General features: G+C 67.4%; 12 protein-coding genes and 2 pseudogenes. 11 read left to right on the forward strand and 3 right to left on the reverse strand.

Going from position 1 to position 13,441, the window contains the following annotated elements; all coding sequences use genetic code 11:
• Nucleotides 1-204, reverse strand: a pseudogene (locus DMC18_RS05065) (hypothetical protein); the annotation flags it as partial.
• Nucleotides 205-598: 394 nt separating this feature from the next.
• Here DMC18_RS05065 and DMC18_RS05070 point away from each other — a divergent pair.
• The 8 genes from DMC18_RS05070 to DMC18_RS25595 all read left to right on the forward strand — a co-directional run bounded on the left by DMC18_RS05070 (nucleotide 599) and on the right by DMC18_RS25595 (nucleotide 9,654).
• Nucleotides 599-3,001: a TonB-dependent siderophore receptor gene (locus DMC18_RS05070; protein ID WP_110119210.1), complete on the forward strand. Its 2,403-nt coding sequence runs from the start codon at nucleotides 599-601 to the stop codon at nucleotides 2,999-3,001.
• 62 nt (nucleotides 3,002-3,063) lie between these two features.
• Nucleotides 3,064-4,359 (forward strand): CynX/NimT family MFS transporter, encoded by a 1,296-nt coding sequence (locus DMC18_RS05075; protein ID WP_110119212.1) that lies wholly within the window; start codon nucleotides 3,064-3,066, stop codon nucleotides 4,357-4,359.
• A 15-nt stretch (nucleotides 4,360-4,374) separates the two neighbouring features.
• On the forward strand, nucleotides 4,375-5,439 hold the full coding sequence (locus DMC18_RS05080) for an LLM class flavin-dependent oxidoreductase (RefSeq protein ID WP_110119214.1): 1,065 nt from the start codon (nucleotides 4,375-4,377) through the stop codon (nucleotides 5,437-5,439).
• A complete protein-coding gene (locus DMC18_RS05085) occupies nucleotides 5,436-6,068 on the forward strand; it encodes a cysteine hydrolase family protein (RefSeq protein WP_110119216.1) in 633 nt (210 codons plus the stop codon). The genes DMC18_RS05080 and DMC18_RS05085 overlap by 4 nt, the downstream gene beginning before the upstream one ends.
• Nucleotides 6,068-7,453, forward strand: coding sequence for a peptidase M20 (locus DMC18_RS05090; protein ID WP_110119218.1), 1,386 nt, complete (start codon nucleotides 6,068-6,070; stop codon nucleotides 7,451-7,453). Before DMC18_RS05085 ends, DMC18_RS05090 begins: the two co-directional genes overlap by 1 nt.
• Nucleotides 7,453-7,944 carry a flavin reductase family protein gene (locus DMC18_RS05095; protein WP_110119219.1) on the forward strand — a complete coding sequence of 164 codons (492 nt, stop codon included), beginning with the start codon at nucleotides 7,453-7,455 and terminating at the stop codon, nucleotides 7,942-7,944. Before DMC18_RS05090 ends, DMC18_RS05095 begins: the two co-directional genes overlap by 1 nt.
• Nucleotides 7,945-7,955: 11 nt before the next feature.
• Nucleotides 7,956-8,768, forward strand: a complete 813-nt coding sequence (locus DMC18_RS05100) for a TauD/TfdA family dioxygenase (RefSeq protein ID WP_110119220.1) — start codon at nucleotides 7,956-7,958, stop codon at nucleotides 8,766-8,768.
• A gap of 208 nt (nucleotides 8,769-8,976) precedes the next feature.
• Nucleotides 8,977-9,654: a hypothetical protein gene (locus tag DMC18_RS25595; RefSeq protein ID WP_146217978.1), complete on the forward strand. Its 678-nt coding sequence runs from the start codon at nucleotides 8,977-8,979 to the stop codon at nucleotides 9,652-9,654.
• Between the two features lie 32 nt (nucleotides 9,655-9,686).
• Here the strand turns inward: DMC18_RS25595 and DMC18_RS05105 are convergent, their stop codons facing one another.
• Nucleotides 9,687-10,415, reverse strand: a complete 729-nt coding sequence (locus tag DMC18_RS05105; protein ID WP_110119228.1) for an enoyl-CoA hydratase/isomerase family protein — start codon at nucleotides 10,413-10,415, stop codon at nucleotides 9,687-9,689.
• Between the two features lie 312 nt (nucleotides 10,416-10,727).
• Here DMC18_RS05105 and ccrA point away from each other — a divergent pair, with 312 nt between their 5' ends.
• The gene (ccrA, locus tag DMC18_RS05110) at nucleotides 10,728-12,008 is read left to right on the forward strand and encodes a crotonyl-CoA carboxylase/reductase (protein ID WP_110119222.1); all 1,281 of its coding nucleotides are present in this window, start codon (nucleotides 10,728-10,730) and stop codon (nucleotides 12,006-12,008) included.
• A gap of 150 nt (nucleotides 12,009-12,158) precedes the next feature.
• The gene (locus tag DMC18_RS05115; RefSeq protein ID WP_110119224.1) at nucleotides 12,159-12,398 is read left to right on the forward strand and encodes a DUF2188 domain-containing protein; all 240 of its coding nucleotides are present in this window, start codon (nucleotides 12,159-12,161) and stop codon (nucleotides 12,396-12,398) included.
• On the opposite strand, the gene DMC18_RS05120 is transcribed toward DMC18_RS05115, so the two are convergent.
• A complete protein-coding gene (locus DMC18_RS05120) occupies nucleotides 12,395-12,883 on the reverse strand; it encodes a nuclear transport factor 2 family protein (protein ID WP_110119226.1) in 489 nt (162 codons plus the stop codon). The two genes, DMC18_RS05115 and DMC18_RS05120, sit on opposite strands and share 4 nt — an antisense overlap.
• Nucleotides 12,884-13,086: 203 nt before the next feature.
• Between DMC18_RS05120 and DMC18_RS05125 the strand changes: the two are divergent.
• Nucleotides 13,087-13,441, forward strand: a pseudogene (locus DMC18_RS05125) (peptidase M20); the annotation flags it as partial.

A 13,441-nucleotide genomic window follows, 5' to 3' on the forward strand; every position in this document is an offset into this window, starting at 1 on the left:
GCGGTCGCTGGCCAGCTCGGCCGCGCGCAGGGCCTTCAGGGCCGGGGCGGCGATGTCGTGGGCGGCGGCCAGGGCGGCGTCCCAGGTGGCGGGGGCCTGGGCGCGCTGGCGGGCCTGGCGGATCAGGCCGCGCACCTTGTCGCTGGCCGTCACCGCCCCCTCCAGTTCGAGACCGGCGAGGAAAAGGGCGTCCTCCTCGGACAACCTGACGCTCAGGGGTGTGTTCAGCGCGACCATGGATAGAAACGTGGTGCGTTGTAAGACGTTTGTAAACAGCTGGGCCGTTCAGCCGCAGATTACATTTTCGTCAGGCTCCACCTGCGTCGCTGGGAGCAACCGGTAGATCGGATCACCAAGGCCAGGCTTCAAGGCCGCTTGAGTCTCGGTCTCGTTCGCCCTGGATCAAGTTTTCTGGTCCCGCCGTGGGCGAAAGCCGCGCAGGGCGGGGCAAATCCTGGGCGACCCGAACATTTTGAGTGAAATTACAGATGCCGCGCCGGACGTCCGGAACCGGTGAGGCGATGGTTTCTCCAAGAGGTGTCGCCCCTGGGGATAACCGCCGAGGGCGGAAGGTGCGACGGCCTCGAACGAGGACGTCATGTCGAACCAACGGATGTTGCTGGCGGGCTGCTCCGCCGCCGTTCTGCTCGCTCTGGCCGGCGCCGCTCACGCGGCCGAGCCCGATCCTGTCGCCGCGCCGGACGCCGTCGACGAGATCGTCGTCAAGGCCCGCGACAAGGCCGGCCTGATCGAGAAGCAGCCGAACGACACCGTGTTCGGCCTCGACAAGCCGCTGATCGAGACGCCGCGCTCGGCCAGCTTCGTCTCCGACCTGACCCTGCAGCGCTACGGCATCGAGACCATCGACGGCCTGACCGCCGTCTCGCCCGGCACCTACACCGCCAGCTTCTACGGCGTGCCCGGCTCGCTGAACATTCGCGGCACCCTGGCCGAGAACTACTTTCGCGGCTTCAAGCGGGTCGAGAACCGCGGCACCTACTCCACCCCAATCGGCGCGGCCGAGCAGATCCAGGTCGTGCGCGGTCCGCCGACCCCGATCTACGGCCCCGGCAAGGTGGGCGGCCTGCTGAACTTCATTCCGAAGTCGGGCAAGAACGAGGGCGGCTACCTATCGGAGCCCACGGGCGAGGTGACGGCCACCTACGGCAGCTACAACAAGAAGAACGCCACGGCCCAGGTCGGCCTGCCGGTGTCGTTCGGCGACGTGGTCGGCGGCGTCTATCTCTACGGCGAGGCCGAGGACAGCCACAGCTACTACCACGGCATCTATCCCAAGCGTCAGACGGGCGAGATCTCGGCCGACTTCGACCTCGGGAACGGCTGGAGCACCGCCATGGGCGCGATGCTCTACCACTCCGACGGCGACGTGCAGACGGCCGGCTGGAACCGCCTGACCCAGGAGCTGATCGACAACGGCACCTACATCACCGGCCGCGACACCAGCCTGACCGACAGCGACGGCAACGGCCGCCTGACGCCCAACGAGATCGGCTACTACCCCTACGCCGCGTCGATGTACCTGGCCTATTACGGCTACCCGACCAGCGACGCCCTGCACACGCTGGACACCGGGGTGGGCACGACCAAGCTGTCGCCGCGCACGGTCTACGTCTCGTCGGCCGACTTCTCGAAGACCCGCACCAACACCTTCTACTGGGACCTGGCCAAGGATCTCAGCGCCGACAGCTCGATCAAGCTGCAGCTGTTCTACGACGACCTCGAGAACAAGCGCTTCTCGTCCTACGGCTACCCGGCGTGGTTCGACAGCAAGGTCTGGGAAGCCCGCCTGACCTACAACATCGACCACGACTTCCTGGACGGCGCGGTCGAGACCAAGTCGTTCGTCGGCGCCTCCTACCGCGACTTCGACGGCCGCCGCCGCGAAAGCTACAACAGCGGCATGATCGCGCTGGACCGCCGCGATCTCTCCTACGGGGCCACCGCTACCGACATCCTGGGCAGCCCGTTCAACGCCGGCGACGGCGTGCAGTGGGAGAACGACAACTCCAGCCAGTGGAGCGACGTCGGCGTCTTCTTCACCAGCGACATCATGATCGGCGGCAAGCTGAACCTGATGCTGGGCGGCCGCTACGACGACTACGACGTCACCTCCAACGACACCGGCTACCTGTCCTACACGGTCGCTGGCGTGCAGAAGGCGTCGAAGGGCAAGTGGACCTACACCGCCAGCGCCACCTACAAGCTGCCACTGGGCCTGATGCCCTACATCACCTACGCCGAGACCTCGTCGCTGGAGATGAGCCAGGCGGGCGACATCGCGCCGGGGCTGGTCAACAACGGCACGTGGCTGTCGGACGGCGACCTGGCCGAGACCGGCGTCAAGTTCCAGTGGCTGAACGGCACGCTCGTCGGGTCGCTGGCCGGCTACCGCCAGAACCGCACCCAGCTGACCGGCATCGCCGGCACGGTGACCGGCACCCGCGCCAAGGGCGTGGAGCTGGAAGTGCGCTACCTCGCTTCGGAGCACTTCAGCTTCACCTTCTCGGGCAACAGCCAGCACACCTCGGTCAAGGGCCCGGACACCTCGTTCCAGTACATCCCGGCCTGGGCCGCGGGCGTCTCGGGCGCCAACGGCTTCGGCGGCTCCTACGTGGTGTGGAGCTACAGCAGCGTCGTCGGGACCGGCGACTACGACTACACCCTGATCCCCAAGTCGGTGGTCAGCCTGTACGGCTCCTACACGTCGGACGCCTACGGCTGGGGCAAGGTTGGCGGCACGCTGGGCGTGACGCACGTGACCAAGACATCGGGCGTGCTGCCGGGCGCGGTGGTCTATCCGGCCTACGCCGTGGCCAACGCCAGCGCCTATTACGAGTACGGTCCGTACACGGCCACGCTCAACGTCGATAACCTGTTCGACAAGCTCTACTTCACCCCCGACGCCGACACCTACGCCAACCTCGGCGCGCTGCCCTCCAAGGGCCGCGAATGGCGGGTGACCCTGTCCCGGAAGTTCTAGTTCCCCTTGCGGCGCGCCTGCTGCAACGGGCGCGTCGCTCCTAATTTTCTAGGAGCCTCGCCATGTCGACCTCCCCCTGGCGCGCCTGGCTGATCCTGTCGGTCTTCGCCCTGCTGCTGTTTCTGATCACCGCCTCGACCTTCTCGTCGCTGGGGGTGGTGCTGCCGGCGATGATCAAGGAGCAGGGCTGGGGCTTCGGTCCGGCCTTCACCGGCTTCACCCTGCTGGGGGCGTTCTGCGGCGGCTCGTCGTGGCTGCCGGCCCTCTTGATCCGCAAGCTCGGGGTGCGGCCGACCATCCTGGCCGGTTCGGCGGTGATGGTGGCGGGCTTCTCCTGCCTGGCGGCGACGCCGGGACTTTACGTCTATCTGTTCGGCACGGCCCTGCTGGGCGTCGGCTACCAGATGATGGCCCTGATCCCCGGCACCCACGTGCTGGGCATGCTGTTCAAGAAGCGCGCCCTGCCGTTCGGGATCTACTTCACCGTCGGCTCGCTGGGCGGGGTGGTCGGGCCGTGGATGGCCCTGTCGGGCATGGAGATCGCCGGCGGCGCCTGGCGGCCCTACTGGTGGATGCAGGCGGCCGCGTCGCTGGTCGTCGGCGTTCTGTGCACCGCCCTCGTGGGCGGCAAGGCCTGGCTGGACGCCGCCGCCGCCGAGACCGACAAGGCGGTCGCGCAGGATGTCGAGAACGCGCCGGCCAACACCCGCGTCTACCGCACCGCCATCGACTGGACGGTGAAGGAAGCCGTCCGCACCCCGCAGTTCTGGGTGATCCTGGCGGCCTATTTCGCCCACCTGCTGGGCGGCGTCACCGCCGTCAGCCTCGCCCCCAGCCACTTCGGCGAACTGGGCGTGCCGATGACCATCGCCATCTCGGCGATCAGCCTGGAATCCCTGATGCAGGTGGCCGCGCGGCTGGGCGGTGGCCTGGTCGGCGACCGCATCGATCCGCGCTGGCTGCTGGCGGGCGCGCAAGGCGTCATGGCCGTCGGCCTGCTGGCCCTGACCCACGCCACCACCTGGCCCCTGATGATGCTGTTCGCCGTCGGGGTGGGCATCGGCTTTGGCATGACCGTGCTGGCCGTCAGCATCCTGCTGCTCAACTACTACGGCCGGAAGAACAATCTCGAGCTCTTCTCGCTGGTCTGCCTGGCCGGCGCGGCCTCGGCCCTGGGGCCGGCGATCGGCGGCTTCATGCGCGACCAGCTGGGCGGCTTCGCCCCGGCCTTCCAGGTCTTCGCCGCGGTAATCGGCGTGATCTTCGTCGCCGCCCTGTTCATGCGCCCGCCGCGCAAGGCCGCCGAGGCCGAGCCGATCGGCGAGCCCGTTCCGACCCTTCTGCAAGACGCCGCGTAATCAAGGATGTCCGCCATGTTCCACAGCCCTTCCAAGCACAAGGACTTCGGAGTCTTCCTGCCGGTGGCCAACGGCGGCTGGATCATCTCCAAGACCACGCCCACCCTCGACGGCCTCTACCAGAGCAACAAGGCCGCGGCCGTCGCCGCCGACCAGGTCGGCATGGACTTCGTCATGTCGATGGGCAAGTTCCGCGGCTTTGGCGGCGAGACCGACCACTGGGGCACGGCCCTGGAGTCGGTGACGATGATGGCCGGCATCGCCGAGGCCACCAAGAACGTACGCATCTGGGCCACCATCCACCCGCTGCTGCAGAACCCGGCCGTGGCGGCCAAGATGATCGCCACGCTGGACCACATCAGCGGCGGCCGCGCGGGCCTCAACATCGTCGCCGGGGCCTATCGCGGCGAGTTCGCGCAGATGGGCGCCTGGGACGACGCCCTGACCCACGACGACCGCTACGTCCTGACCGAGGAATGGACCCAGATCGTCAAGCGGCTGTGGAGCGAGGACAGCGTCGATTTCGACGGTCGGTTCTTCACGATGAAGGACTGCCAGTCCAAGCCCAAGCCGCTGTCCCGCCCGCGTCCGGAGCTGGTCTGCGCGGGCATGAGCGACCGGGGCTTCCAGTTCTCTGTGCGCGAGGCCGACGTCTGTTTCATTGGCGGTCGCACGCCGGAAGAGCGCCGAGACGCCTCGCGCCGGGCCAAGCTGGCCGCGCAAGGCATGGGCAAGACCATCAAGACCTACGCCATGTGCACCGTCGTCCACGCCGAGAGCGACGCCGGGGCCGAGGCCCTGGTCCAGCGCTACAAGGACGGGGCCGACATGGGCGCCATCCTGGCCATGCTGGAAAGCTGGGGCGTGCCGGCCGAGAAGCTGTCGAGCGTCGCGGCCCAGCAGGGCGCGTTCATGACCCACACCGTGGTCGGCTCGCCCGCCACCTGCGCCGAGCAGGTCCAGGCCTACGTCACCGACTGCGAGCTGGACGGGCTGATGCTGATCTTCCCGGACTATGTGGAAGGCCTTTCGATGTTCGGCTCGGAGATCCTGCCGGGCCTGCGCTCGGTGTTCTCGTGAGCGACTTCCCGGCCTGGATCGCGCCCGGTCGCACGGCGCTGGCGGTGATCGACATCCAGGTCGACTTCGCCTCGCCCGACGGCCTGCTGGGGCAGTACGGCGTCGACATGGGCATGGCCGCGCCGGCCGTGGATGCGGCGGCGGCCCTGGTCGCGGTCGCGCGGGACGCGGGCGTGCCGGTGGTGTTCGTCGGCCTGTTCACCGCGCCCGACACCGACAGCCCGTCGTGGAACGAGCGCATGCGCCGACGCGGCGGCGATCCCGACAGCGAGGCGGCCCTGTGTCGCGCCGGCCAGCCGGGCAGCGCCTTTTATGGTCCCCAGCCCGCGCAGGGTGAGCTGGTGGTGGCCAAGACCCGCTACAGCGGCTTCGTCGGCACGGACCTCGACGCCCGCCTGAAGGCCATGGGCGTCGATACGCTCGTGGTCTGCGGCCTGACCACCGAGTGCTGCGTGGCCGCCACCGCCGCCGACGCCTTCGACCTCGACTACCACGTCTTCGTCGCCGCCGACGCCTGCGCGGCCTACGAGCCCGACCTGCACGAGGTGGCTCTGAAGACCATGGCGCTGAACACCGCGATCCTCACCGACAGCGTCGAGGTCGCCAAAGCCTGGAAGGAGGCCGCGTGATGGCCGACGGGTTCGCCAACATCCCGGGCGTCGCCGCCCCCTACACGGTCACGGAAGCTGACCGCGCCGCCATCGCCGCGGCGATCAGCGAGAGCGAGATCGTCGAGCTGGCCCTGACCCTGGGCAACATCCCCGCGCCTTCGGGCAAGGAGCTGGAGGTCGCGACCTACGTCTACGACTGGATGGCGCGCGAGGGCTTCTCGCCGCGCAAGGTGGGAGCCACGCCCGAGCGTCCCAACATCATCGGCACCCATGGCGGCAAGGGTGTGGGCAAGAACCTGCTGTTCACCGCCCACCTCGACACCGAGGCGCCGACCTGGAACCCGGACCTGGACGCCTACAAGTACAGCCCCTCGACCCTGGCCAATCCCGAATGGGAGAAGTGCTGGCTGGAGGACGGCAAGCTCTACGGCTATCCGATCGCCAACGACCGCGGGCCGATGGCCTGTTTCCTGATCGCCGCCAAGGCGCTGAAGGCGGCCGGCTACGAGCTGGCCGGCAAGATGTATCTGACCGCCTGCCCCGGCGAGATCGGCCCCGAGCCGATCGAGGAGCATCGCGGGATCGCCTATATGGGCAAGGACATCGGCGCCCACTACCTGTTCCATCACGGCGGCGTCGCCCCCGACTACGCCATCGCCGCCGAGGGCTGCGACTTCGGCCTGACCTGGGTCGGCTGCGGCTATGCGGTGTTTCGGATCACGGTCTGGGGAGAGGGGGTGTTCACCCCGCTGCTGACCCATCCCGCTACGGCCGCCGAGCATCCCAACCCGCTCTACAAGATCGGCAAGCTGACCGAGGCCATCCACGCCTGGAGCGGCGAGTGGGAGAAGGCCAGCCTCTACGAAAGCCCCGGCGGCACGGCCCAGCCGAAGTCGCAGCTGGCCTCGATCCGAGGCGGCATTCCCTACGCCTTCGGGGCGGGGACCGAGCGGGTGAACCTCTATCTGGAAGTGGGCCTCAACCCCCGCCAGCGCGTGGCCGACATCCAGCACTCGCTGGAGGCCATGGCGCGCAAGACGGGCATCGCCGGGATCGAGATCGAGCCGGTGGTGGTGCGCCACGGCTTCGAGGCCGACGCCGCCGAGGTGGCCCCGCTGGTCGGGGCCGTGGACGTCGCCACCCAGCTGTCGCTGGGCCATCCGGTCGCCAAGGCCGCGCCGGTCTATTCCAGCATGTGGCGCGACCACAACGTCTTCAACATGCACCGCATCCCGGCCATCACCACCGGTTTCGCCCGCTGGCGGCCGACGCCGAAGGACCTGGTGGACAGCGCCCTGGTCTACGCCCTGACGGCTCTGGCCGTCTGCGGCCGCGCCGAGACGGGCGAGGCGGCCAACCGCGCCCCGCCGGTCTATGGCGACAACCCGTTCGGGGGAGAGTGATGGGCGCGGCCCTGGCCAGCGACGCCGATCCCGCCCTGTTCCGCAAGGCCATGGGCAGCTTCGCGGCCGGCGTGACGGTGGTGACCACGGCGCTGGACGGACAGCTGTCGGGCACGACGGTCAGCGCGTTTTCGTCGCTGTCGATGGAGCCGCCGCTGGTGCTGGCCTGCCTCAAGCGCGAGAGCCGCACCCTGGCCGCCGTGCGTCAGGCCGGCGTGTTCTGCGTCAACATCCTGGCCGCCGACCAGGGCGAGCTGGCCTACGCCTTCGCGAGGTCCGGCTGCGACGACCGTTTCGCCCTGGCCGCCCTGGAGCCGGGCGCCACCGCCGCTCCGGTGCTGGCCGGCGGGGTGGCGGCGGTGGAGTGCGAACTGCACGCCGCCCACGACGGCGGCGACCACGAGATCCTCGTCGGCCGGGTGGTTTCCGTCCGCATCGACGAGTCCAAGCCGCCGCTCGTCTACGTGCGCGGCCAGTTCATCAAGTCCTGAGAGAGCTTTCGATGGCGTACGACGTTCTGGAAGTGAAGCCGATGACCCGCCGGATCGGCGCCGAGGTGTTCGGCGTCGACCTGGGCCAGCCGCTGTCGAACCGGCAGTTCGAGGAACTGCACCAGGCCCTGACCCAGTACCAGGTGCTGTTCTTCCGCGACCAGCAGATGACCCATGACGCCCACAAGGCGCTGGGCCGCAAGTTCGGGCCGCTGGCCATCCATTCGGGCGTGCCGGGCCTGGCCGACCATCCCGAGGTCGTGGCCATCCACGCCGATGAGAACTCCAAGTTCGTGGCCGGCGAGAGCTGGCACTCGGACCTGACCTGCGATCCCGAGCCGCCCCTGGGCAGCATACTGCACATGCCGGTCGTACCCGATGACGGCGGCGACACCGTCTTCGCCAGCATGTACGCGGCCTACGACACGCTGTCGGACCGGATGAAGACCTATCTGGAGGGCCTCACCGCCGTCCACGACGCCAACCCGATCTACAAGGCGATCTTTCCGGACATCGACCGGCAGTACAACTGCACCGCCCACCCGGTGGTGCGCACCCACCCCGTGAGCGGCCGCAAGAGCCTGTTCGTCAATCCGTCCTACACCACCCACATCGCCGGCCTGCCCAAGGCCGAGAGCGCGGCGATCCTGGGCTATCTCTACCACCACGCCGGCAACCCGGACTTCCAGGTGCGCTTCCGCTGGCGGCCCAACTCGGTGGCCTTCTGGGACAACCGCTGCACTTGGCACCAGGCGATCTGGGACTACTTCCCCGACGTGCGCTCGGGCTTCCGGGTGACGATCGCGGGCGATCGGCCGGTGTGAGCTCACCCTTCAATCAACCTGTAGATGATGAGGTTGGGGCAGCGGCGTGCGGGGGGAGGCAGATTCTGGATTGCTCAGGCGATATCCAAATGTGCAGGCTTGAGTTCGCACTCTGGACGAATGTCGCGCGGTGACGGCAAGTTAGAACCACCTAGGGTTGGTGGGGGTTCTGGTGCCTGGACTGGAAGACAAATCTTGGAAGGAGTGGGTGAAGAATCCCGCCACCATTCTTGGTGGCGGGATCGTGCTCATTGGTCTTGTCCCGGTCGCGTATGCTGGAATTTCAGCTATGCCCTCGCTACCTCAGTGGAAGCGCACGATCTGCATGAAAATCCATGATGATCAGGCTCGATGTAATCCGAAAAAGGAGAGCGCTGTCGCTCCACCTCAAGAGAAAGTAAAAATTGAAATTTCATCTTCTGAATCACCAAAGCCAAAATTGACGGAAAAAAATACTTCGCTTCCAAAAATCAAGAAGCCAGTGTGCATGAATGCGCAATTTCGTCTGGTGATCGTGCCTCGTAAAACCAATATGAACAAAAATGATGTACCCAGGCTCCAAAATTTGCTCGGGTGTGATGATTTCAGGGTCGATTACGGGAATGGTACTGCGTACCCAAATATGGCGATAAATGGTTTGTCGTTTTCAGATCCCGGCCTTACCCCAGAAAAGCTTGGGAAATTGCTGAATGCTGTAAGGTTGATGGGTGTTCAAATAAAGGTCGTTGGTGCAAAAAATTCACAAACTCCTCTCGGGGAGGTTTGGTTGACGACTTATCCAAGCGTTGGTGATAACGTATTAAGTGAAGAGGACTTAAACGTACTATCTTCTGGGCAATTATCGCGTGCCGAAATGTTGGAAAGAATCCATGATTGGCCTGACTAGATTAATTGTATTTTTCGATACGGCTGTGAAGTTCACTTCCTCCTGAAATCCGCCGTCCGCTTGGCCATGAACGCCGCGATCGCCTCTCTGTGGTCGGTGCTGGCGATCAGGGCCGGCAGTTCCTCTTCCACATAGGCCTTGCCGTCGACGATGCGCTTGGTCGCCTCCACCGCCAGGGGCGCGCAGGCGGAGATGGCTTCGGCCAGCTTCATGGCCTCGCGCAGCAGGGTGGCGGGCGTGTGGACGGCGGTGACGACGCCGTCGAACAGGGCGCGGGCCGGATCGAACTTCGCGCCCGTCAGCAGGTGGGCCTTGGCGCGGGCGGCGCCGATCAGCCTGGGCAGGCGCGTCGCCGAGGCCACGAGGCCGATGTTCACCCCCGAGGCGGCGAACACCGCCCGGTCGCTGGCCAGGCGGATGTCGCAGGCCAGCGCCAGTTCCAGCCCGCCGCCGAAGCACCAGCCGTCAATGGCGGCGATGGTCGGCACGCGCAGGGCCTCGACCCAGTCCATCAGCCGGTTGAAGTCCTCGACCGCCGCCAGGGCTCCGTCGCCGCGCACGGCGGCTTCGCGCAAGTCGTCGCCGGCGCAGAACACCGCGCCCCGGCCGGTCAGCACCACGGCGCGCACGTCGTCGTCGGTGGCGATCTCGTCCAGGGCCCGGACCAGTTGGGCGCGCAAGGAAAGACTCAGAGCGTTGGCCGGCGGGGCGTCCAGCTCCAGCAGGATGATCGAGCCCGTGGGGCGCGAGACGTGCAGCATCGGCGGGATGGTCGGCGTCATGCCCGCAACCTCGCCCGACGCGGCGCGAATGGGAAGCGCGCAACCTCCGGCTCGGCATGTGGTTTCATGTGCAACCATGCTGCGACGCACAAGGATTCCGCTTGCCAGATCCGAAGGCTTGTCACAGCCTCAGCCGTACCGGCCTGCCGAGCGTGGCCGGAGAACACGATAAGAACGACGGTCCGGCGGCGCATTTTTCGTTCGCGCCGAACCGTACCGCGGAGCGCAATCAGTCCTTTCGGCGTTCATGTTGCAGCGCCGAAGAGCCGGGGCCATGAGCCGGGGAGTGAGATGGATACCGCGACCCTCGCGACCACTGCGTCGCCTGTCAAAGACCTCTACGAGATCGGCGAGATCCCGCCGCCCTTCCACGTGCCCAAGTCGATGTACGCCTGGACGATCCGCAAGGAGCGCCACGGCCCGCCGGGCTCGGCCATGCAGGTCGAGGTGGTGCCGACCTGGGAGATCGGCGAGGACGAGGTGCTGGTCCTCGTGATGGCCGCCGGCGTCAACTACAACGGCATCTGGGCCGCCCTGGGCGAGCCGATCAGCCCGCTCGACGGCCACAAGCATCCTTTCCACATCGCCGGCTCGGACGCCTCCGGCATCGTCTGGGCGGTGGGCGCCAAGGTGAAGCGTTGGAAGCTGGGCGACGAGGTCGTCATCCACTGCAATCAGGACGACGGCGACGACGAGGAGTGCAACGGCGGCGACCCGATGTACTCGTCGAGCCAGCGGATCTGGGGCTACGAGACGCCTGACGGCAGCTTCGCCCAGTTCTGCCGGGTGCAATCTCGTCAATTGATGCCGCGCCCCCGCCACCTGACCTGGGAGGAGGCGGCCTGCTACACCCTGACGCTGGCCACCGCCTACCGCATGCTGTTCGGCCACAAGCCGCACGAGCTGAAGCCCGGCCAGAACGTGCTGGTCTGGGGCGCGTCGGGCGGTCTTGGCGTCTTCGCCGTGCAGCTGGCGGCCGTCGCCGGGGCCAACGCCATCGGCGTGGTCAGCGACGACGACAAGCGCGAGTTCGTGCTGTCGATGGGCGCCAAGGCGGTGCTGAACCGCAAGGAGTTCAACTGCTGGGGCCAGCTGCCGAAGGTCAACGGCCCCGAGTTCTCCGACTACATGAAGGAGAGCCGCAAGTTCGGCAAAGCCATCTGGCAGATTACCGGAAACAAGGACGTGGACCTGGTGTTCGAGCACCCGGGGGAGTCGACCTTCCCGGTGTCGGTGTTCGTGGTGAAGCGCGGCGGCATGGTGGCCATCTGCGCCGGCACCAGCGGCTTCAACCTGACCATGGACGCCCGCTTCCTGTGGATGCGCCAGAAGCGCGTGCAGGGATCGCACTTCGCCAACCTGATGCAGGCCAGCGCCGCCAACCAGCTGGTCATCGACCGCCGCGTCGATCCGTGCCTGTCCGAAGTGTTCCCCTGGGACCAGATCCCGGCCGCCCACGAGAAGATGCTGGCCAACCAGCACCTGCCCGGGAACATGGGCGTGCTGGTCTGCGCCCAGCGCCCGGGCCTGCGGACCTTCGAGGAGGTGCAGGAACTGGCCGGGGAGGGGTGATCCCCTAACGTCGTCATCCCGGAAAGCGCTGCGCTTCGGCCGGGATGACGAATTTGGGTGGGCGCGAGAATGCGGCGCCTGCGTCCAAGACAGCGCCGTCGGAACCGCGTCCCTCTCCCTGCTGTTGTTGCCGCATCACGAGGAGTTCCCATGACCGACATCACCTACACCATCGTCGAGCACGACGGCGGCTGGGCCTACAAGCTGGGCGCGGTGTTCTCCGAGACCTTCCGGACCCACGACGCGGCCTTGGCCGCCGCCAAGCGCGCGGCCGGCGAGCAGAAGGTGGCGGGCGACACGGTCGGCATCACCTACGAGGACGAGCGCGGTCAGTGGCGCGAGGAGCTGTCGGACGGCCACGACCGTCCGACGACGCACGTGAAGGACTAGGACTTCGCCGGCTGCGGCTTGGGGAACCACAGGGCGTTGACGATCACCCAGCGGTCGCCGAACCGGCCCAGATTGAGGTGATCGACGAACCAGGGCGTCTCCACGCGCGCCACCGCGGCGTTGCCGGCGACGTCCAGGACTCTCACGCTGCGGTCCCACTTTTCGCGCGGCGTGCGCAGGGCGCCCTGCCGCGTCAGGTCCACGAGTTCGTCGCGGCTCATGCGCCTCAGGCCCAGGGTCTCGTCCGGATCCGGCCGCGAGCGCACGGCGCGCTTGGCCAGGTCAGGGTGCAGGACGCGGGCGACGCGGGCCGGGTCGCCCTCCAGCTGGCCGTCCACATAGTCGTAGACCGCCGCCTCGATCGCCTTCACGGCCGCCGGATCGAACGCCTGCGGCGCTGCGCCGTCAGCCGTGGCGGCGCCCGTCGAGGGCGCCGGCGAGACCGCACCGCCGAGCGCGATGGCGGCGAGCATGGCTGCGATCATAAGAGTCTCCGACAGGGCCGCTCGCGAAAGGGAGCGGGGCAACAAACCACGGTTTCGCGGAAGCGGCGCGCCCGTTTTCCGCTGGCCGAGCGGAAATGGTGGAGAGACGGGAGACAATTTCGATCCATCACGTATCGAAATGGGGATTGGCAACCCCGCCGCCCCGTCGCACAGTCGCGTCCTGACATTCGCGGAGGGGCGTCATGGGGTGGAAGAGCAAGGTCGCGCTGGGCACGGTCGGTGTCGTCGCGGTGCTGGCCGGGGTGGTCGTAGTGCGCACGGCGACCTTCAAGCCGCCGGCCCCGGCCGGTGACGTTCCCCTGGCCGCCGCCCGTCCGTTCGACGCCGCCAAGGCCGCCGCCCACCTGGGCGAGGCCGTCCACTTCCAGACCGTCAGCCACCAGGACGTGGCCGAGAACGACCTGGCCCAATGGGACGCCCTGCACGCCTGGCTGCAGACGACCTATCCGGCCGCCCACAAGGCCATGACCCGCGAGGTCGTCGGCGGCCACGCTCTGATCTACACCTGGAAGGGCTCGGACCCGTCCCTGCCGCCGC

The sequence above is a fragment of the Caulobacter sp. D5 genome, assembly GCF_003185805.1.
In the GTDB taxonomy this organism is placed as follows: Bacteria; Pseudomonadota; Alphaproteobacteria; order Caulobacterales; family Caulobacteraceae; genus Caulobacter.

Bases quoted from the DNA above. Each gene is read 5' to 3' on its own strand.
- DMC18_RS05100 (WP_110119220.1), top strand. From the start codon at position 7,956: ATGGCGTACGACGTTCTGGAAGTGAAGCCGATGACCCGCCGGATCGGC.
- DMC18_RS05075 (WP_110119212.1), top strand. From the start codon at position 3,064: ATGTCGACCTCCCCCTGGCGCGCCTGGCTGATCCTGTCGGTCTTCGCC.
- DMC18_RS05090 (WP_110119218.1), top strand. From the start codon at position 6,068: ATGGCCGACGGGTTCGCCAACATCCCGGGCGTCGCCGCCCCCTACACG.
- DMC18_RS05095 (WP_110119219.1), top strand. From the start codon at position 7,453: ATGGGCGCGGCCCTGGCCAGCGACGCCGATCCCGCCCTGTTCCGCAAG.
- DMC18_RS05105 (WP_110119228.1), bottom strand. From the start codon at position 10,415: ATGCTGCACGTCTCGCGCCCCACGGGCTCGATCATCCTGCTGGAGCTG.
- ccrA (WP_110119222.1), top strand. From the start codon at position 10,728: ATGGATACCGCGACCCTCGCGACCACTGCGTCGCCTGTCAAAGACCTC.
- DMC18_RS05080 (WP_110119214.1), top strand. From the start codon at position 4,375: ATGTTCCACAGCCCTTCCAAGCACAAGGACTTCGGAGTCTTCCTGCCG.
- DMC18_RS05120 (WP_110119226.1), bottom strand. From the start codon at position 12,883: ATGATCGCAGCCATGCTCGCCGCCATCGCGCTCGGCGGTGCGGTCTCG.
- DMC18_RS05115 (WP_110119224.1), top strand. From the start codon at position 12,159: ATGACCGACATCACCTACACCATCGTCGAGCACGACGGCGGCTGGGCC.
- DMC18_RS05070 (WP_110119210.1), top strand. From the start codon at position 599: ATGTCGAACCAACGGATGTTGCTGGCGGGCTGCTCCGCCGCCGTTCTG.